This window comes from Streptomyces sp. NBRC 110611 (assembly GCF_001590865.1).
GTDB lineage: Bacteria > Actinomycetota > Actinomycetes > Streptomycetales > Streptomycetaceae > Streptomyces.
The window spans coordinates 630,691-647,903 of sequence record NZ_BBUY01000001.1; the positions used below are offsets into that span (position 1 = coordinate 630,691).

Annotated in this window: 15 protein-coding genes; 8 read left to right on the plus strand and 7 right to left on the minus strand. The window is 68.1% G+C overall.

Features of this window, described 5'->3' with window-relative positions:
• Positions 1-70 precede the first annotated feature (70 nt).
• The 7 genes from AZE13_RS02755 to AZE13_RS02785 all read left to right on the plus strand — a co-directional run bounded on the left by AZE13_RS02755 (position 71) and on the right by AZE13_RS02785 (position 7,140).
• Positions 71-955, plus strand: coding sequence for a helix-turn-helix domain-containing protein (locus tag AZE13_RS02755; RefSeq protein ID WP_066926391.1), 885 nt, complete (start codon positions 71-73; stop codon positions 953-955).
• Positions 956-965: 10 nt separating this feature from the next.
• On the plus strand, positions 966-1,169 hold the full coding sequence (locus tag AZE13_RS02760) for a DUF397 domain-containing protein (RefSeq protein WP_066926393.1): 204 nt from the start codon (positions 966-968) through the stop codon (positions 1,167-1,169).
• A 137-nt stretch (positions 1,170-1,306) separates the two neighbouring features.
• On the plus strand, positions 1,307-2,932 hold the full coding sequence (locus tag AZE13_RS02765; RefSeq protein ID WP_066926395.1) for an ABC transporter substrate-binding protein: 1,626 nt from the start codon (positions 1,307-1,309) through the stop codon (positions 2,930-2,932).
• 94 nt (positions 2,933-3,026) lie between these two features.
• On the plus strand, positions 3,027-3,950 hold the full coding sequence (locus AZE13_RS02770) for an ABC transporter permease (RefSeq protein WP_066926396.1): 924 nt from the start codon (positions 3,027-3,029) through the stop codon (positions 3,948-3,950).
• The gene (locus AZE13_RS02775; protein WP_066926398.1) at positions 3,943-4,953 is read left to right on the plus strand and encodes an ABC transporter permease; all 1,011 of its coding nucleotides are present in this window, start codon (positions 3,943-3,945) and stop codon (positions 4,951-4,953) included. Before AZE13_RS02770 ends, AZE13_RS02775 begins: the two co-directional genes overlap by 8 nt.
• 14 nt (positions 4,954-4,967) lie before the next feature.
• Positions 4,968-6,014, plus strand: coding sequence for an ABC transporter ATP-binding protein (locus AZE13_RS02780; RefSeq protein ID WP_066927176.1), 1,047 nt, complete (start codon positions 4,968-4,970; stop codon positions 6,012-6,014).
• Positions 6,001-7,140 carry an ABC transporter ATP-binding protein gene (locus tag AZE13_RS02785; protein ID WP_079123634.1) on the plus strand — a complete coding sequence of 380 codons (1,140 nt, stop codon included), beginning with the start codon at positions 6,001-6,003 and terminating at the stop codon, positions 7,138-7,140. Before AZE13_RS02780 ends, AZE13_RS02785 begins: the two co-directional genes overlap by 14 nt.
• 16 nt (positions 7,141-7,156) lie before the next feature.
• Here AZE13_RS02785 and AZE13_RS02790 read toward each other — a convergent pair whose 3' ends face one another.
• From AZE13_RS02790 to AZE13_RS02820, 7 genes are all read right to left on the minus strand, one after another.
• Complete coding sequence (locus AZE13_RS02790; RefSeq protein WP_066926401.1) at positions 7,157-7,558, minus strand: MerR family transcriptional regulator; 402 nt, start codon at positions 7,556-7,558, stop codon at positions 7,157-7,159.
• Positions 7,559-7,678: 120 nt separating this feature from the next.
• Positions 7,679-8,806: an ABC transporter ATP-binding protein gene (locus tag AZE13_RS02795; protein WP_066926402.1), complete on the minus strand. Its 1,128-nt coding sequence runs from the start codon at positions 8,804-8,806 to the stop codon at positions 7,679-7,681.
• A gap of 12 nt (positions 8,807-8,818) precedes the next feature.
• Positions 8,819-9,880, minus strand: a complete 1,062-nt coding sequence (locus AZE13_RS02800) for an ABC transporter ATP-binding protein (RefSeq protein ID WP_066926405.1) — start codon at positions 9,878-9,880, stop codon at positions 8,819-8,821.
• A gap of 11 nt (positions 9,881-9,891) precedes the next feature.
• Positions 9,892-10,863 carry an ABC transporter permease gene (locus AZE13_RS02805; RefSeq protein WP_066926407.1) on the minus strand — a complete coding sequence of 324 codons (972 nt, stop codon included), beginning with the start codon at positions 10,861-10,863 and terminating at the stop codon, positions 9,892-9,894.
• Between the two features lie 135 nt (positions 10,864-10,998).
• Complete coding sequence (locus AZE13_RS02810; protein ID WP_066926408.1) at positions 10,999-12,801, minus strand: ABC transporter substrate-binding protein; 1,803 nt, start codon at positions 12,799-12,801, stop codon at positions 10,999-11,001.
• 109 nt (positions 12,802-12,910) lie between these two features.
• Positions 12,911-13,945, minus strand: a complete 1,035-nt coding sequence (locus AZE13_RS02815; protein ID WP_079123635.1) for an ABC transporter permease — start codon at positions 13,943-13,945, stop codon at positions 12,911-12,913.
• A gap of 439 nt (positions 13,946-14,384) precedes the next feature.
• Entirely contained in the window at positions 14,385-16,583 is a 2,199-nt protein-coding gene (locus tag AZE13_RS02820) for a prolyl oligopeptidase family serine peptidase (RefSeq protein WP_107288221.1), read from the minus strand.
• Positions 16,584-16,950: 367 nt separating this feature from the next.
• On the opposite strand from AZE13_RS02820, the gene AZE13_RS02825 reads away from it, so the two are divergent.
• On the plus strand, positions 16,951-17,145 hold the full coding sequence (locus AZE13_RS02825) for a hypothetical protein (RefSeq protein WP_066926411.1): 195 nt from the start codon (positions 16,951-16,953) through the stop codon (positions 17,143-17,145).
• Positions 17,146-17,213 lie beyond the last annotated feature (68 nt).

Consider the following 17,213-nt stretch of genomic DNA (forward strand, 5'->3'; position numbering starts at 1 on the left):
ACGTAGCCAACCTGACTGCTGAGATTGGCAGTTGAGGGATACTGCTGAGGTGCGACTGAGGGAGGGACGCATGGGTCAGAGGGTCAACCCGACGTACCGTCAACGGAGGTTCGGCGCCGAAGTCCGCAAGCTCAGGGAGGTGGCGGGGCTTTCCGTCAGTGAGAGCGCTGAGCTGATGGGAATGAGGCAGTCGCACGTCAGTGCCGTGGAGGCCGGGCGCACGCACTTGTCATCGGAGCGGCTGCGTCGACTTGCTGGCGCGGTAAGTGGTATACGTGCCCCTTACGTTGACGCACTTGAGGAGATGGCTCAGGCTTCCGGTAAGGGGTGGTGGAGCGCGCACAGGGAACGTGTCAGACCTTCGCTACTCGACGTTGCGGAGTTGGAGGCCGGCGCTCAGCGCATGGTCAGCTACGAGCCAACCTTCGTCCCTGTGTTGCTTCAGACCAAGGCGTACGTGGCGGCCAATTTCAAGGGCGGATATGCTCGCGCATCGCCGGAGCGGCGGGAGGCGGAGATCGAATTCCGTATGCGTCGCCAGGACGTGCTGGTCAGTGAGAACCCTCCACGCTTCCACGCAGTAATCCACGAGGCCGCGCTACATCCGACGTTCGGCAACAGGGCCATAATGCGTGAGCAGTTGATTCGGCTCATTGGCGCGTCCCGGCTTCCGAACGTGACGATCCAAGTAGTGCCGTTCGACGGCCCGGTGCCGTTCGGAACGTCCTTCACTCTGGTCGAACCCAAGGTTGCGGAGCTCGGAACCGTTGTCGTACCGCACATCGAGCGGTCGCTGTATCTGGGAGACGCGGACTCACTCGACAGGTACAACGACTGGTTCGCTAACCTGTGCGAAGTGGCTCTGCCTCCGGCCGATGCTGCGGTCCGGCCCGAGGCGCACACGGTGAAGGACTCGCTCGGCCTCATCCAGCGACTCCTGTACCCCTTGCTCTAGGAAGGCGTCTATGTCTCAGCTCAGGTGGCAGAAGTCCAGCTTCAGCGAAGCGGGGTCCGATACCTGCGTCGAGGTGGCTGTCGATGCCGCTGGTGTCCCGTACGTACGGGACAGCAAGCGACCGGAGATGGTCATCAGCACATCCCGGGCCGCGCTCCGCGCGTTCGTCCAGGGCGTGAAGGCGGGGGAGTTCGGCCGCCTCGGCGACGGCTGAGGGAGGGCACACCGGCCGGGTGATCGCCCGGGTGGCCGGTGCCGGGGTGCGGCGCGCCCGGGGCTGGGCTCTTATGTGGGCTACGTGTGGCCACTGTGGCTGCGTGTGGTCCCGGAGTCCGGAGCTGAGGAGGCGTCATGCGTGGAGCGGCCGCGCGCGCGAAGTGGGGGGTGTGCGCCGCGGCTGCCGCTGTCGCTCTGGTGGTCTCCGGGTGTGGTGGGGGGAGTGCCGCGCGGTCCGGGGTGGTGAGCGCGTCCTGGGGGGATCCGCAGAATCCGCTGGAGCCGGCGAACACGAACGAGGTCCAGGGCGGCAAGGTGCTGGACATGCTGTTCCGGGGGCTGAAGCGGTACAACCCCAAGACGGGGGAAGCCGAGAATGTGGTCGCGGAGCGGATCGAGACGGAGGATTCGCGGCATTTCACGGTCAGGCTGAAGCCCGGGTGGAGCTTCAGTAACGGGGAGAAGGTGACCGCGCGGTCGTTCGTGGATGCCTGGAATTATGGGGCGCTGCTGGACAATCGGCAGAAGAACGCGTCGTTCTTCGCGTATATCGAGGGGTTCGGGAAAGTCCATCCGGAGGGTGGGCGGGCTACTGCCAAGACGCTGTCGGGGCTGGTGGTGAAGGATGAGCGGACCTTTGCCGTCACGTTGAACCAGAAGTTTTCCAGCTGGCCGGACACGCTGGGATATTCGGCCTTCATGCCGTTGCCGAAGGCGTTCTTCACGGACCATGACGGGTGGCTGGCGAAGCCGGTCGGGAACGGGCCGTATCTCGTGGACTCGTATGAGAAGGGGTCCGTGCTGAGGATGCGGAAGTGGGGGAAGTATCCGGGGCGGGATCCGGCCCGGAACGGTGGGGTCGACCTGCGGGTTTACACGGACAACAACACCGCCTATACGGATCTGCAGGCGGGGAATCTCGATCTGGTGGACGATGTTCCGGCGTCGCAGCTGCGGAATGTGAAGATTGATCTGGGGGACCGGTACATCAATCAGCCGGCGGGGATTATTCAGTCGCTCACGTTTCCGCTGTACGACCGGCGGTGGTCGCGGCCGGGGATGGAGAAGGTCCGGCGGGGAATTTCCATGGCGATCAACCGGGAAGAGATCACCAAGGAGATTTTTCAGAGGACGCGGACGCCGGCGACGGACTGGACCTCACCGGTGCTGGGCGCGGCCGGCGGCTATCAGGCGGGGCTGTGCGGAGATGCTTGCGTATTCGACGCGGCCGGGGCGCGGCGGCTGATCAAGGAAGGGGGAGGAATTCCCGGTGGGCGGATGTCGATCACGTACAACGCGGACACCGGATCGCACAAGGACTGGGTCGATGCGCTCTGCAACAGCGTGAACAGGGCGCTGCGGGACGACAACGCCTGTGTGGGGAACCCGGTCGGCACCTTCGCGGACTTCCGTAACAAGATCACGGCCAGGACGATGCCCGGGCCGTTCCGGGCAGGCTGGCAGATGGACTACCCGCTGATCCAGAACTTTCTCCAGCCGCTGTACTACAGCAACGGATCGTCCAACGACGGCAAGTACAGCGATGCCGGGTTCGACCGGCTGGTGAATGAGGCCAATGCGGCGACGGACATCGGTGCGGCCGTCAAGAAGTTCCAGGATGCGGAGCGGATCCTGGCCCGGCAGATGCCCGGAATTCCGCTGTGGTACCAGAACGGCAGCTGTGGTTACTCCGAACGGATCAGCAATGTGGCGCTGAACGCGTTCGGTGTGCCGGTTTACAACGAGATCAAGGTGAACTGACCACAACGAGACCACGGTGAACTGACCACAACAAGATCACGGTGAACTGAGAGCACGATCAGCTGAGCGGAGCGCGAGGGAGGCTGGAGACGCCATGGGACGGTATGTGGTCCGGCGGCTGCTGCAGATGGTCCCGGTGTTCGCCGGCAGTACCTTCCTCATCTTCTTCATGGTGTACGCGCTCGGCGACCCGGTCGCCGCGATGTTCGGCGACCGGGCGCCGGACCCCGCCACCGCCGCGCAGATCCGCCACGACCTCTACCTCGATCAGCCGCTGTGGCGGCAGTACCTGCATTACATGGGGCAGATCTTCCAGGGGAATTTCGGCACCGCGTTCAACGGCCGCCCGGTCACCGAACTCATGGCGTCCGCGTTCCCGGTCACACTCCGGCTCACCGTCGTCGCCATCGTCATGGAGATTCTGGTGGGCATCGCGCTGGGGGTGTTCAGCGGGCTGAGGCGCGGCCGGGGCATCGACACCACGGTGCTGATCCTGTCGCTGATCGTGGTGTCCGTCCCGACGTTCGTGAGCGGGTATCTGCTGCAGTTCGTGTTCGGGGTGCGGCTGGTATGGGCCGCGCCGTCCGTCGCCCCGGAGGCACCGCTGAACGAACTCCTCCTGCCGGGGCTGGTGCTGGCGCTGGTCTCGCTGGCGTATGTGACCCGGCTGACCCGTACCGCCATCGCGGAGAACACCCGCGCCGACTACGTCCGTACGGCCATTGCCAAAGGGCTGCCCCGACGCCGCGTCATCAGCCGCCATCTGCTGCGCAATTCGCTGATCCCCGTCGTCACCTTCATCGGGACGGATATCGGCGCCCTGATGGGCGGGGCGATCGTCACCGAGCGCATCTTCAATATCCATGGCGTCGGATACCAGCTGTACCAGGGCATTCTCCGGCAGAATTCGCCGACCGTGGTGGGCTTTGTGACGATCCTGGTCCTGGTCTTCCTCGCCGCGAACCTCCTCGTCGATCTGCTGTACGCCGTCCTCGACCCGAGGATCCGCTATGCCTGAGTCCTACGTCCCCGACGAGTCCTACGTCCCCAAGGAAGCCATCGGGCACGGCGACGGCGGAACCGCCGCGCTGGCCATCGGTGAGGCGGAGTCGCTCGAACGGCCGCCCGGCGCACCGCCACCGGGTGCGGGACCGCCCGCCGGCGTACCGCTGGGCAAGCCGCGCAGCCTGTGGAGCGACGCCTGGCACGACCTGCGCCGCAATCCGGTCTTCGTGGTCTCCGCGCTGGTCATCGTCTTCCTGTTGGTGATCGCGGTCTGGCCGCAGCTGATCGCGACCGGCAACCCGTACCGCGCCGACCTCTCCAGGGCGCAGCAGGGCTCCCAGCCCGGCCACCCCTTCGGCTTCGACACCCAGGGCCGGGACGTCTACACCCGGGTGGTGTACGGGGCCCGCGCGTCCATCACCGTCGGCGTCTGCGCCACGGCCGGGGTGGCGCTGCTCGGCAGCCTGCTCGGCGGGCTGGCCGGGTTCTTCGGCGGCTGGTGGGACACCCTGCTCTCCCGGCTCGCGGACGTGTTCTTCGGCATTCCGGTGATCCTCGGCGGCCTGGTCTTCCTGTCCGTCGTCACCAGCTCCACGGTCTGGCCGGTGGTCGGCTTCATCGTGCTGCTCGGCTGGCCGCAGATCGCCCGGATCGCCCGGGGCTCGGTCTACACCGCCAAACAGAACGACTACGTGCAGGCCGCGCGGGCGCTGGGCGCGGGGAACGGACGGCTGCTGCTGCGGCACATCGCACCCAACGCGGTCGCGCCGGTCATCGTCGTCGCCACCATCGCGCTCGGTACGTACATCGCGCTGGAGGCCACCCTGTCGTACCTGGGCGCCGGTCTGAAGCCGCCCACCGTCTCCTGGGGCATCGACATCTCCACGGCCTCCACCCACATCCGCGGCGCACCCCACATGCTGCTGTGGCCGGCCGGCGCGCTGAGCCTCACCGTGCTGGCGTTCATCATGCTCGGCGACGCGGTGCGCGACGCCCTCGACCCCAAGTTGCGCTGAGGAGACGGCAGATGATGGACGCTACCGGTGCCCCCGGGGATGCCGCGGCGCCGGCCCGTACGGACGCCGCGGACACCGCCCTCCTCGACGTACGCGACCTGCGGGTGGAGTTCCGTACCCGGGACGGCATCGCCAGGGCCGTCAACGGCGTCAGCTACACCGTGGCGCCGGGGCAGACGCTGGCGGTGCTCGGTGAGTCCGGCTCCGGCAAGTCCGTCACCGCACAGGCCGTGATGGGCATCCTGGACTCGCCGCCCGGATACGTCACCGGCGGGGAGATCGTCTTCCAGGGGCGCGATCTGCTGACGCTGCGCGGAGAGGAGCGGCGCAAGGTGCGCGGCGCCAAGATGGCGATGATCTTCCAGGACGCGCTGTCCGCGCTGAACCCGGTCCTCAGCGTCGGGGCGCAACTGGGGGAGATGTTCCAGGTCCATGAGGGGACGTCCCGCAAGGCGGCCCGCGGCCGGGCCGTGGAGCTGATGGAGCGGGTCGGTATCCCCGCCGCCCGGGCGCGGGTGGGCGACTATCCGCACCAGTTCTCCGGCGGGATGCGCCAGCGCATCATGATCGCCATGGCGCTGGCCCTCGGGCCCGACCTGATCATCGCGGACGAGCCGACCACCGCCCTGGACGTCACCGTCCAGGCCCAGGTGATGGACCTGCTCGCGGAGCTCCAGCGGGAGCGCACCATGGGGCTGATCCTGATCACCCATGACCTGGGCGTGGTCGCCGATGTCGCCGACACGATCGCCGTGATGTACGCGGGACGGATCGTCGAGACCGCCCCCGTCCACCAGCTCTACCGGGCGCCCGCCCACCCCTACACCCGCGGCCTGCTGGACTCCATCCCCCGGCTGGACCACAAGGGGCAGCGACTGTACGCGATCAAGGGGCTGCCGCCCAGCCCGGCCGCCATCCCGCCGGGCTGCCCCTTCCACCCGCGCTGCCCGCTCGCCCAGGACATCTGCCGCACCGATCCGCCGCCGCCCCTCTACGAGGCCGGCCCCGGCCGGGCCAGCGCCTGCCACTTCTGGAAGGAGACGCTCGATGGCGCCCGGTGACCTGTCCGAAGCGGACGACCTGCCTGAGACGGATGGCCTGTCCGAGAGGGGTGTCCCGTCTGCAACGGGTGACCTGTCCGACGCGAGGGGGGCGGCGTCCGGCGAACCCCTCCTCGAAGTGCGCGACCTGGTCAAGCACTTCCCGCTCACCCGGGGCGTGCTCGTCAAGAAGCAGATCGGCGCGGTCAAGGCCGTGGACGGGATCTCGTTCGGCCTCCGCAAGGGCGAAACGCTCGGCATCGTCGGCGAATCGGGCTGCGGCAAGTCCACGGTCGCCAGGATGCTGGTCGGCCTGGAACACCCGACGTCCGGTCAGATCCGCTACCACGGGCAGGACATCACCACCCTGTCCGGACGGGCGATGAGATCCGTCCGCCGCAACATCCAGATGGTCTTCCAGGACCCCTACACCTCCCTCAACCCCCGGATGACCGTCGGCGACATCATCGGCGAACCGTACGAGATCCACCCCGAGGTGGCCCCCAAGAGAGACCGCCGCCGCAAGGTCCAGGAACTCCTGGAGGTGGTGGGGCTCAACCCCGAGTACGTCAACCGCTACCCGCACCAGTTCTCCGGCGGCCAGCGCCAGCGCATCGGCATCGCCCGCGGCCTCGCCCTGCGGCCGGAGATCATCGTCGCCGATGAGCCGGTCTCCGCGCTCGATGTCTCCGTCCAGGCCCAAGTCGTCAACCTCCTGGAGCAGTTGCAGGACGAGTTCGACCTCTCCTATGTCTTCATCGCGCACGACCTCTCCGTCGTCCGGCACATCTCCGACCGGGTCGCGGTGATGTACCTGGGGCGGATCGCCGAGATCGGGACCGAGGAGCAGATCTACGACCACCCCACCCACCCCTACACCCAGGCCCTGCTCTCCGCCGTCCCCGTACCCGACCCGGACGCCCGCGCCCACCGGGACCGGATCCTGCTCACCGGCGATGTCCCCTCGCCCGCCGACCCGCCCTCCGGATGCCCGTTCCGCACCCGCTGCTGGAAGGCCCGGAACCTGTGCGCCGAGGTCGTCCCCCCGCTCGACATCCCCCCGGAATTCCGGGAGTCGACCGGCCCGGCGCGCCACGCCTCGGCCTGCCACTTCGCGGAGGAACGCCGGGTCGTCCCGAGCGAGTAGCCGCGACGCACGCCGCTCAGGCGGCTGCGACAGGCTCGACGGCGGCCTCCTCCGGCCGCCGGCCGGCCCGCACCACGTCCAGGTACTCCCCGATCGCGTCCCTGTTCCGTACCAGCGTGGCTATCCGCTCCGTCATCCGGTCCCGTTCCCGCTCCAGCGTGCCGAGCATCTCCGGTGTGGCGTCCGGGAAGTGGATCGCCCGGGGTTTGTCGAGGCAGGGCAGTATCTGCTTGATGATCCGGGTCGGCAGCCCGGCGTCCAGCAGCCCCCGTATCTGGCGCACCCGGTCCACGGACGACTCGTCGTACTCGCGGTACCCGTTGGCCGACCGTCCGGCGACAATCAGCCCCTGCTCCTCGTAGTACCGCAGCAGCCGCCGAGGCGTCGCCGTACGCTCCGCCAGCTCCCCGATGCGCATCCCGCCACGCCCCCTTCGGATCCTGTCTCGTCAACGTACGCACATGACAACGCCGCCGCGACGGGAGACATTCCCGCCACGGCGGCGCGTGTTGCGAACCCCTGCTCCTACCCGTCGCTCCTACTCGTCGGAATCGGTACGTGACTCCTCGATCGCCGCCAGCGCCGGGTCCAGGACGATGTCCTCGTCCCGCGCCGCGGTCGTCGGCTCCTCCGGGAAGTGGCAGGCCGTCAGGTGGCCGGCCGCGCTGCCGGTGATCTGGACCAGCGGCGGCACCTCCGTCGCGCACTTCTCCTGCGCCTTCCAGCAGCGCGTACGGAAGCGGCAGCCGGACGGCGGGTTGACGGGGGAGGGCACGTCACCGGCGAGCCGGATGCGCTCGCGCTGCTCCTCGTCGTCCGTGACGAACTTGGCCTCCGGCACCGCCGAGAGCAGGGCGTGGGTGTACGGGTGGCGCGGCCGGCCGTAGATCTCGTCACGGCTGCCCACCTCGACGACCTTGCCGAGGTACATCACGGCGACCCGCTCGCTGAAGTGCCGTACGACGGCCAGGTCGTGGGCGATGAACAGGAACGCGATGCCCAGCTCGCGCTGGAGCTCCTGGAGCAGGTTGACGACCTGCGCCTGAATGGACACGTCGAGCGCGGACACCGGCTCGTCGGCGACGATCAGTTTCGGTTCCAGGGCGAGCGCCCGGGCCACACCGATGCGCTGGCGCTGGCCGCCGGAGAACTCGTGCGGGAAGCGGTTGTAGTGCTCCGGGTTCAGGCCCACGGTCTCCAGGAGTTCGCGGATCCGCTTCTCCCGGCCGCCGGGCGGGTTGATCCCGTTGATCTCCATCGGGCCGCCGATGATGGTGCCGACCGTCTGCCGCGGATTGAGCGAGGCGTACGGGTCCTGGAAGATCATCTGGATCTCGGAGCGGATCGGCGCCAGCTGCTTGCGGTTGGCGTGCGTGATGTCCTGCCCCGCGTACGTGATCTTGCCGGAGGTCGGCTCCATCAGCCGGGTCAGCAGCCGCCCGGTCGTGGACTTGCCGCAGCCCGACTCGCCGACCAGGCCGAAGCTCTCGCCGGCGTGCACGGTCAGGTCGACGCCGTCGACCGCCTGCACCGCGCCGACCTTCCGTTTGAACGGGAAGCCGCCGTAGATCGGGAAGTGCTTGGTCAGGCTCTCGGCGGTGAGCAGCGGCTCGCCCTGGGCGGGCGCGGCGTCGCGGGGCGAGGGGAGGGTGGCGTTCTTGGTCATGGTGGTCGCTCCCTAGCCCAGCCGGGGCTTGATGTGCTCGGTGAAGAGGGTCTGCTTCTGCTCGGCGCTCAGATGGCACGCGGCGGCGCGGCCCAGCTCCAGCGGCGGCCGCTCGTCGGTGCAGAGGCCGCCGCCGACCTCGCCGGTGAAGCCGCAGCGCGGGTTGAAGGCGCAGCCGGACGGCGGGTTGAGCAGGCTCGGCGGGGTGCCGGGGATCGGGTGCAGCGCCTCGCTGACGTCCGACGAGAGCCGCGGCATGGAGCTGAGCAGGCCCCAGGTGTACGGGTGCCGGGGCTCGGTGAGGATCTCCTTGACCGAGCCCCGCTCGACCGCCCGGCCCGCGTACATCACCAGCAGGTCGTCCGCCGTGTCGGCGACCACGCCGAGGTCATGGGTGATCAGGATGATCGCGGAGCCGAACTCCTGCTGGAGGTCCTTGAGGAGGTCGAGGATCTGCGCCTGGACGGTGACGTCCAGGGCGGTGGTCGGCTCGTCCGCGATCAGCAGCTCGGGGTTGCAGACCAGCGCCATGGCGATCATCGCGCGCTGGCGCATACCGCCGGAGAACTGGTGCGGGTAGTCGTCGACCCGCAGGGTGGGCTGCGGGATGCCGACCTTGGTCAGCATCTCGACGGCGCGCTGCCGGCCCTCGCGCTTGCTGGCGCCGGTGTGCTTGATGAACGGCTCGGCGATCTGCCGGCCGACGGTGTAGTACGGCGACAGCGCGGTCAGCGCGTCCTGGAAGATCATCGCCATCTTGTTGCCGCGGAGCTTCTCCAGGGTCTTCTCCCTGGCCCCGGTCAGCTCCTGGCCGTCCAGCGTGATGTCGCCGGTGATCTCGGTGGTCTTGGGGTTGTGCAGCCCCAGGACCGCGAGGTTGGTCACCGACTTGCCGGAGCCCGACTCGCCGACGATGCCCAGCGTCCGGCCGCGCTCCAGGTCGAAGGAGAGACCGTCGACCGCCTTCACGATGCCGTCCTCGGTGGAGAACCGCACCCGCAGGTCACGAACGGACAGGAAGGGGTCGGACCCGGCCGGCGCGGTGGCGCCTTCGGTCTTGGTGAGTGTGGTCACGTCAGGCTCTCCTAGGACAGGCGCACGCGCGGGTCGATAAAGGCGTACGTCGCGTCCACGATGATGTTGAACAGCAGGATCAGGGCGGCGCTGAAGATCATCACGCCCATGACCATGGGAAGATCCAGGGTGATGACGGAGTCGACCGCGAGTCGTCCGACACCCGCCAGCGAGAAGGTGAACTCGGTGATCATCGCGCCGCCGAACAGCGAGCTGAGGTCCATACCGAGGATGGTCACGATGGGGATCAGCGAACCCCGCCAGGCGTAGCGCAGGAAGACGTACGAGCCGGACATGCCCTTGGCCTTGGCCGTCCGGACGTGCTCCTCCTGCAGCTGCTCGATCATCGTCGAGCGGGACATACGGGTGTACTGCGCGGTGAAGATCGTCGCCATCACGAGCCACGGGAGGAGCAGCCCCATGAACCAGCCCGCGGGGTTCTCGGTGAGGGGCACGTACCGGGGCGAGTCCATGATGCCGCTGTAGACGAAGATGCCGAGTGCGATCGGGCCGAGGATGTAGATCTGCGCCGAACTGAGCACCATCGAGACCGAGGTGAGCACCTTGTCGAGGAAAGAGCCGCGCTTGTAGGCGGCGAGCAGTCCGGTGCCCAGACCCACGGTCAGGAACACCAGGGCGCCGCCGGCGGCCAGCGAGGCGGTGGTCGGCAGCCGGTCCATGAGCGTCGCCCAGACGTCCTGCTTGGTGGCGAAGGAGTAGCCGAAGCAGGGCGCGTCGCAGTGGCCGATGGAGAAGTCGCGGCCGGTGAAGATGCCGACGAGGAAGTCCCAGTACTGCGTCGTCAACGGCTGGTCGAGGCCGAGGTTCTGGCGGATCAGCGCCAGGTTGTCCGCGGTGCAGCTCTTTCCGCAGGACATCATCGCCGGGTCACCGGCACCGAAGAACACGAAGAACGTGAAGGCACTGAGAAGGAGAAGGATGACGGCAGCGCCGAACGTCCGGCGAAATAGGAATTGAAGCATGGCAGTTCGCTGCTCTCAGGACGGCGGCGGCAGTGGGCGTGAGGGGTGGCGGGCGAAGGCCCCGGAGGGCGCGCGTTCCGCCGTGTGCGCGCTCTCCGGAGGCTCTTCGCCAGGTGAGGAAGGTGCCGGAAGGGGCTACTTCTTCACGTACAGCGTGGTCGGGTCGATGTAGCTGACGTCCAGGTTGTAGCGGGCGCCGCCGATGTTCGAGCCGTACAGCTGGAGGGACTTGATGAAGAAGACCGGTGCGGCCGGGTTGACCTTCTCCACGATGTAGTGGTGCAGCTTCTGCCACTCCTCGGTCTGCTTGGCGACGTCGGCGATCGCCTCGATGCGCTTGATCTCGTCGGTGACGTGCTGGTCGCGGATGTGCGCGTAGTTCGTGGCGCCGTCCTGGATCGTGGTGCCGTCGTACGACGGCGGGATCACGGTCGAGGCGTCCGGCCAGTCCTGGCCCCAGCCGGTCATGTAGATGTCGAAGCCGTTGTCGACCTTGCCCATCTGCTGGTACCAGGAGGCCGCGTTGATCTCCTTCTTCTGCACGTCGAAGCCGGCCTTGTTCAGCGCGTCCGCGATGGCGACGGCCTCCCGCTGGCGGATCTCGGTGTTGGCGAAGGCGTAGACCAGCTTCATGCCCGTCTTGCCGGCTTCCTTGAGGAGCTTCTTGGCCTTCTCCGGGTCACCGTTGGGCTTGGCGATCTTTCCGTACGGGTCGTAGCCCTTCTCGTAGCCCGCCACGGTCGGGGCGAGCAGGCCGCCGGCCACCTCACCGCCGTAGGTGCCGCCGTTGATCCGGACGATCTGCTGGCTGGGCATCGCGTAGGTGATCGCGTCGCGGATCTTCTTGTCCTTGAGGCGGTCCATGTTCATGTTCATCTGCCAGACGTAGGGCTGGTAGCCCTGCGTCAGGCGCTTGCTGGCGCTCTTGTCGTTGAGCACGTCCCGGGTCAGGGTGGGGTCGACCGCGTTGTTGAAGCTCACCCCGTTCTTGGCCTCACCCTGGTCGGCCAGCAGACGCTTGGTGGAGTCCGAATACTGGTGGTTGAAGGTGATGTTGAAGCCGTCCGGGTACTGGTGGCGCACCGAGTCCGTCTTCGGGTCCCAGTTCGTGTTCCGCACCAGCTGCATGGACTTGCCGGACTTGAACGACGCGATCTTGTACGGGCCGGAGGTCACCGGCTTGACGTCGTAGGCGTCCTTGGTGTCCTTGTCGCTGTCCGGCACCGCGCTGTAGCCGGGCATCGTCAGCGCGTACGGCAGCTGCGACTGCGGCTTGTCGAAGTGGAAGATGACGGTCTTGTCGTCCGGCGTGTCCAGCACGTTCTTGGGCAGGTGGTCGCCCTTGTACGGACCGTCCGGCAGCGCCTTGCGGTAGCTGGTGCCCTTGCCGGAGAGCCACTGCTGGACGTAGGTCGGGCCCTCGGTGATGAACGGGGCGTACATCCGCTCGATGGTGTGGCGGATGTCCTTCGAGGTGATCGGCTTGCCGTCCTCGAACTTGATGCCGTCCTTGAGCGTGTACTTCCAGGTCTTGCCGCCGTCGGACATCTGGCCGGCGTCGGTGGCGAGGTCGCCCACCACCTTGGTGCTGCCCTTGTCGTCCTGCTTGAACGCGGTCAGGCCGCGGAAGATCAGCTGCGACAGCGACTTCTGGTCGCTGACGTACATCTGGGCCGGGTCCAGGTGGTTGTAGCTGTCACGCTGGTACACGCGGATGGTGCCGCCGGAGCGCGAGCCCTTGACGTCGGCCGCCGGGCCGGTGGAGTCGGCGACGGTGCCGATCGGGATCACCTTGGCCTGCGCCGCGGCGTCCTCGTCCGTCTGCGACTTGTGGTCCTTGTCGGAGCCGCTGCCGCCGCTGCAGCCGGTCAGCGCGAGTGAACCGGCCGCCAGGGCCACGATCACCGCGCGCGCTCTGCGCGTGGAAAGTGGGTTCATGATTGCCAAGCACCTGCCTGTCAGTTGGGGTCTCAGATGTTGCTGTCGAGGCATCCGGGCAGGAAGACCCGGCCGGTGGGGGTGACAGCAAGCCCCCGCAAGCGGACGATCAGCGCCCGGACTTGGGATCGAAGGCGTCGCGTACCGAGTCTCCGAGCAGGTTGAAGCACAGCACGAAGATCACCATGGCCGCGGCGGGGAAGAGCAAGAAGGTGGGGTCGTTCTCGTAGTAGACGGCGGCTGCCTGGAACAGCCGGCCCCAGTCGGGCGTCGGTTCGACGATGCCGACGCCGAGGTAGGACAGACCTGCCTCCGCGGTGACGAAGAGGGGCAGCATGTAGGTGCTCTGCACCAGCACGGGGGTGACCACGTTCGGCAGCAGTTCCTTGCGGATGATCCGCCAGGGCGAGGCGCCGGTGATCCGCGCGGCCTCGACGAACTCCCGCTCCCGCAGGGAGAGCACCTGTCCTCGGAGGAGCCGGGCCAGACCCATCCAGCCCAGGGCCCACTGCACGATGATCAGTGCGCAGACCCGTACGTATGTGGGGGTTTCATCGCCAGGGGAGACGAAGAGCGCCACCACGACGGGCATGAAGGCCACGAAGGTCAGCTGGCTCGGGAAGGCCAGCAGGAAGTCGATCACCCGGCTGATGAAGAAGTCGGACTTGCCGCCGAGGTAACCGGCGGTCACGCCGATGACGATGCCGGTGAGCACGGTCAGGACGGTCACCGCGACGGAGATGCCGAGCGACATCCGGATGCCGTAGATCAGCTGCATGAAGACATCGCGGCCGAGCGTCGGTTCGATGCCGAACCAGTGCTCGCCGGACATGCCGCCGTTGGGACCGGCGGGGTAGGCGAACTCGTCGAGGAGGTCGGGGTTTTCGTTGCCGTAGAGGGTGTACGGGTCCTTGCCGTACAGCGCGCCGATCACCGGGGCCAGCGCCGCGACGACGAAGAAGGCCAGGACGACGATCGCGCACACCACGCCCGTACGGTCGCGCTTGAATCGCGTCCACATCAGCCGGCCGGGGGAACGGCCGGTGAGTTCACCGCCCTTGCCCTTCTTCCCCTTCTTCAGACCTTCCGGCCCAAGTCCTGGAGTGTCGGACTTGGTAGCCGCGGTCTGGGATGGACTAGTCATCGCGAAGTGCCCCCGCGCCGAGTTCTCTTGGAACGTGAAGCGGCACCTGGTCAAGCACCGCTGGATGAGCGGACTTTCGCAAGTGATTTACGGCGGAGTCAAGGGGATCGGGTGTGCTCGGGAACAGGTAGCCCACTTCTTGAGCGAAGATTGCGCAGATCGACGCCCGGGCGTGCTTGACATGGGGGTTCCATATACGGCATGGGTGACATATGAGTACCAACCTCTTTAACATGGAGGCAACTTCACTGTCGCATCACCGATATACGGACGCGCCATGATGAACAACGTACGGCCGTGCGGGTGCCGTAGACCGGCCGGGACGCCAGGCGGCTCCCCGGCCGGTCGTGGGATTTATTGCGTTTTGCCCGGATGTTCGTTCGGGGTGTCCCCTGCTGTCAGCAGGGCCCCTTCGGCCGGGCCGGGCGGGCCTTGACCGTCAGCTCGGCATCCCCAACGACCGCTTGAGGAAGTCGACCTGAAGGAGCAGCAGGTTTTCGGCCACCTGTTCCTGTGGCGTCATATGGGTCACGCCGGAGAGCGGCAGCACCTCGTGCGGACGCCCCGCCGCCAGCAGCGCCGACGACAGCCGCAGCGAATGCGCCACCACCACATTGTCGTCCGCCAGGCCGTGCACGATCAGCATCGGCCGGTGCGGCTCCACCGCCCCGGACAGCCCCTCGTCCGTGACCAGCGAATTCTCCGCGTAGACCGCGGGCTCCGCGTCCGGGTGCCCCAGATACCGCTCCTGGTAATGGGTGTCGTACAGCCGCAGATCGGTCACCGGCGCGCCCACCACTGCGGCGTGGAAGACATCCGGCCGGCGCAGCGCGGCGAGCCCGGCCAGATAGCCGCCGAAGGACCAGCCGCGGATCGCCACCCGGTCCAGATCGAGGGGGAAGGATCCGGCCAGCGCCCGGAGGGCGTGGACCTGGTCGTCGAGCGTGATCTCCGCGATCCGCCGGGAGACCGACTTCTCCCAGGCGGGGGAGCGGCCCGGGGTGCCCCGGCCGTCCGCGACGATCACCGCGAAGCCCTGGTCGGCGAACCACTGCGAGATCAGATGGGCGTTGTGCGAGGCGACCACCCGCTGGCCGTGCGGCCCGCCGTACGGATCCATCAGCACCGGCAGCGGACCATCCGCCTCCGTATACCCGTCGGGCAGCAGTACGGCACACGGAATCTCCCGCTCCCCGGCCCGTACGAGCCGCGGCCGGGCGGTGAGCGACGGCTCCTCGGTATACGAACCGATCGTGGCCAGCGGCTTCTCCCCGCCGTCCGGATCCAGCCGGATCACCTCGACCCGCGTACCGGGCCACTCCAGCGAGGTCTGGGACAGCACGGTCAGCGCACCGCCGCGCACCGCGGAGGACACCGTCGGATACGGACGCCCGCCCACCCTCTCCCAGCCGCCCTGGTCGCCGCTGCCGCGGAACCACGCCCGGTAGACGCCGATGTCGTGCATCTCGGGGCCGCTCGCGGAGAACAGGACGTCGTCCGCGCCGATGTCCAGCACCGCCCGTACGTGCAGCGGCGCCCCGGTCAGCGGGCGGTCGCCGACGAACAGCCGGCGCGCCCCGCCCTCGTCCGCGATCCGCACCAGCCGGCCGTCCGGCGTCCAGGCCGGCACCCCGGGGAACGGCTCGACCCACACCTCGTCCTCGTCGTCGTGCACCGTCCTGGTCGCGCCGGTCGCTGTGTCGACCGTCAGATACCGCTGGTCACGCTGATCCCGCGCCTGGACGAGCAGCAGCGGCGGGCCGGCCGCGGACCAGTGGACCCGCGCCAGGTACGGGTAGCGTCCGGTGTCCCAGCTGACGTCCGTACGCGAGCCGTCCAGGCCGAACAGCGCCAGCGTGACCTCGGCGTTGGCGGTGCCCGCCGCGGGGTAGGCGACCCGCGCCGGCTCACGGTCCGGATGCGCCGGGTCGGAGATCCACCAGCGCCGCACCGGCGCCTCGTCGACTCGTGCGGCCAGTACCGCGTCACTCTCCGGTGACCACCAGAAGCCCCGGTAGCGGCCCATCTCCTCGGCCGCGATGAACTCCGCCAGGCCCCAGGCCACCTCCGGGCCGTCCGGCTCCGCCAGAACCCGGTCCGCCGGCCCGCCGCCTGTCGCGGCCGCGGTCACGGCGCTGTCGTTGTCCGATGTCGCGGCGCCGTCCACCGCCACCACCCGTAGCCGGCCCTCCGCCACGAAGGCGACCCACCGGCCGTCCGGCGAGGGACGGGGATCCACCACCGGTCCCCGCACCGGGACTTCGCGGGTGGTGCCGGCCCGCAGCTCGGACACGAACAGCCGGCCGGAGAGCGTGAACGCCGCCAACTCCACGGTGGAATCCGTGGCATAGCCGACGATTCCGGCCGAACCCTCCCGGCTGCGCTCACGGCGGGCCCGCTCCTCCGGGGGCAGGTCCTCCTCCGCACCGGCCAGCAGGGCGTACGGGTCGGCCGCCGTGAACTCCCGTCCCTCGTTCAGGTCGAGTACCCACAGCTGCTGACTGCGGTCCGTACCGGAGCGGGAACGGAGGAAGGCGACGCGCGCACCGTCGGGCGCGATGGTGTAGCCGCGCGGAGCGCCCAGGGTGAAGCGCTGCGTACGGGCGGATTGCCGCGGAAACGAAGGCTGTCCTGTCATGCCTGTCATGGGCCGAGCTTAGGACGTGTCCGGCAGGTTGGGACTGGCCTGTGGATATCTCGGACCTGCCCGGTGGGCCGGCGTCCGACCTGTGGATCGGGGCCTGTCCCGGAGCAGTGCCGGTCCGGCGGCAGTGCCTGTGGGGCTCATCTTGGTCGCGCCGTGGTCGCACCCGTGAAGATCGTGTGCGCCCCCGTTCTGCTTCCGTGCTCCGACTTATGCCCTTCAACGGAAAGTTATGATCCCTTGCGCACAGTGGGTACGGGGTAAAGAGCCCATGGCATACCCCCGGTGTGCCGGTCCGCGGACAGTGGTCCGCGCACCGCCCAACTCTGTCCGGACCATGGCTACTTGGAGGTGAGCCGCCGTGGCACTCTCGATTTCGGCGGTGGTGCTGCTGGCGATCGTCGTCTTCTTGCTCGTCAAGAAGTCCGGACTGAAGGCGGCGCATGCCTTCGTCTGTATGCTGCTGGGCTTCTATCTCGCCAGCTCGTCCATCGCGCCCACGGTCAAGACCCTGACGACGAACGTCGCCAGCATGCTCGGGGGCATCAGGCTCTGACCCGTCCGCCCGCCCGAGTCCCGGTCCCGACCGCCCCGGCCGCCCGCCCTGGCCTGCTCGCTCCGGCT

Excerpts from the sequence above, each read along its gene's own strand:
- AZE13_RS02755 (WP_066926391.1), top strand. The coding sequence starts at position 71 with ATGGGTCAGAGGGTCAACCCGACGTACCGTCAACGGAGGTTCGGCGCC.
- AZE13_RS02760 (WP_066926393.1), top strand. The coding sequence starts at position 966 with ATGTCTCAGCTCAGGTGGCAGAAGTCCAGCTTCAGCGAAGCGGGGTCC.
- AZE13_RS02765 (WP_066926395.1), top strand. The coding sequence starts at position 1,307 with ATGCGTGGAGCGGCCGCGCGCGCGAAGTGGGGGGTGTGCGCCGCGGCT.
- AZE13_RS02770 (WP_066926396.1), top strand. The coding sequence starts at position 3,027 with ATGGGACGGTATGTGGTCCGGCGGCTGCTGCAGATGGTCCCGGTGTTC.
- AZE13_RS02775 (WP_066926398.1), top strand. The coding sequence starts at position 3,943 with ATGCCTGAGTCCTACGTCCCCGACGAGTCCTACGTCCCCAAGGAAGCC.
- AZE13_RS02780 (WP_066927176.1), top strand. The coding sequence starts at position 4,968 with ATGGACGCTACCGGTGCCCCCGGGGATGCCGCGGCGCCGGCCCGTACG.
- AZE13_RS02785 (WP_079123634.1), top strand. The coding sequence starts at position 6,001 with ATGGCGCCCGGTGACCTGTCCGAAGCGGACGACCTGCCTGAGACGGAT.
- AZE13_RS02790 (WP_066926401.1), bottom strand. The coding sequence starts at position 7,558 with ATGCGCATCGGGGAGCTGGCGGAGCGTACGGCGACGCCTCGGCGGCTG.
- AZE13_RS02795 (WP_066926402.1), bottom strand. The coding sequence starts at position 8,806 with ATGACCAAGAACGCCACCCTCCCCTCGCCCCGCGACGCCGCGCCCGCC.
- AZE13_RS02805 (WP_066926407.1), bottom strand. The coding sequence starts at position 10,863 with ATGCTTCAATTCCTATTTCGCCGGACGTTCGGCGCTGCCGTCATCCTT.
- AZE13_RS02810 (WP_066926408.1), bottom strand. The coding sequence starts at position 12,801 with ATGAACCCACTTTCCACGCGCAGAGCGCGCGCGGTGATCGTGGCCCTG.
- AZE13_RS02815 (WP_079123635.1), bottom strand. The coding sequence starts at position 13,945 with ATGACTAGTCCATCCCAGACCGCGGCTACCAAGTCCGACACTCCAGGA.
- AZE13_RS02820 (WP_107288221.1), bottom strand. The coding sequence starts at position 16,583 with ATGACAGGACAGCCTTCGTTTCCGCGGCAATCCGCCCGTACGCAGCGC.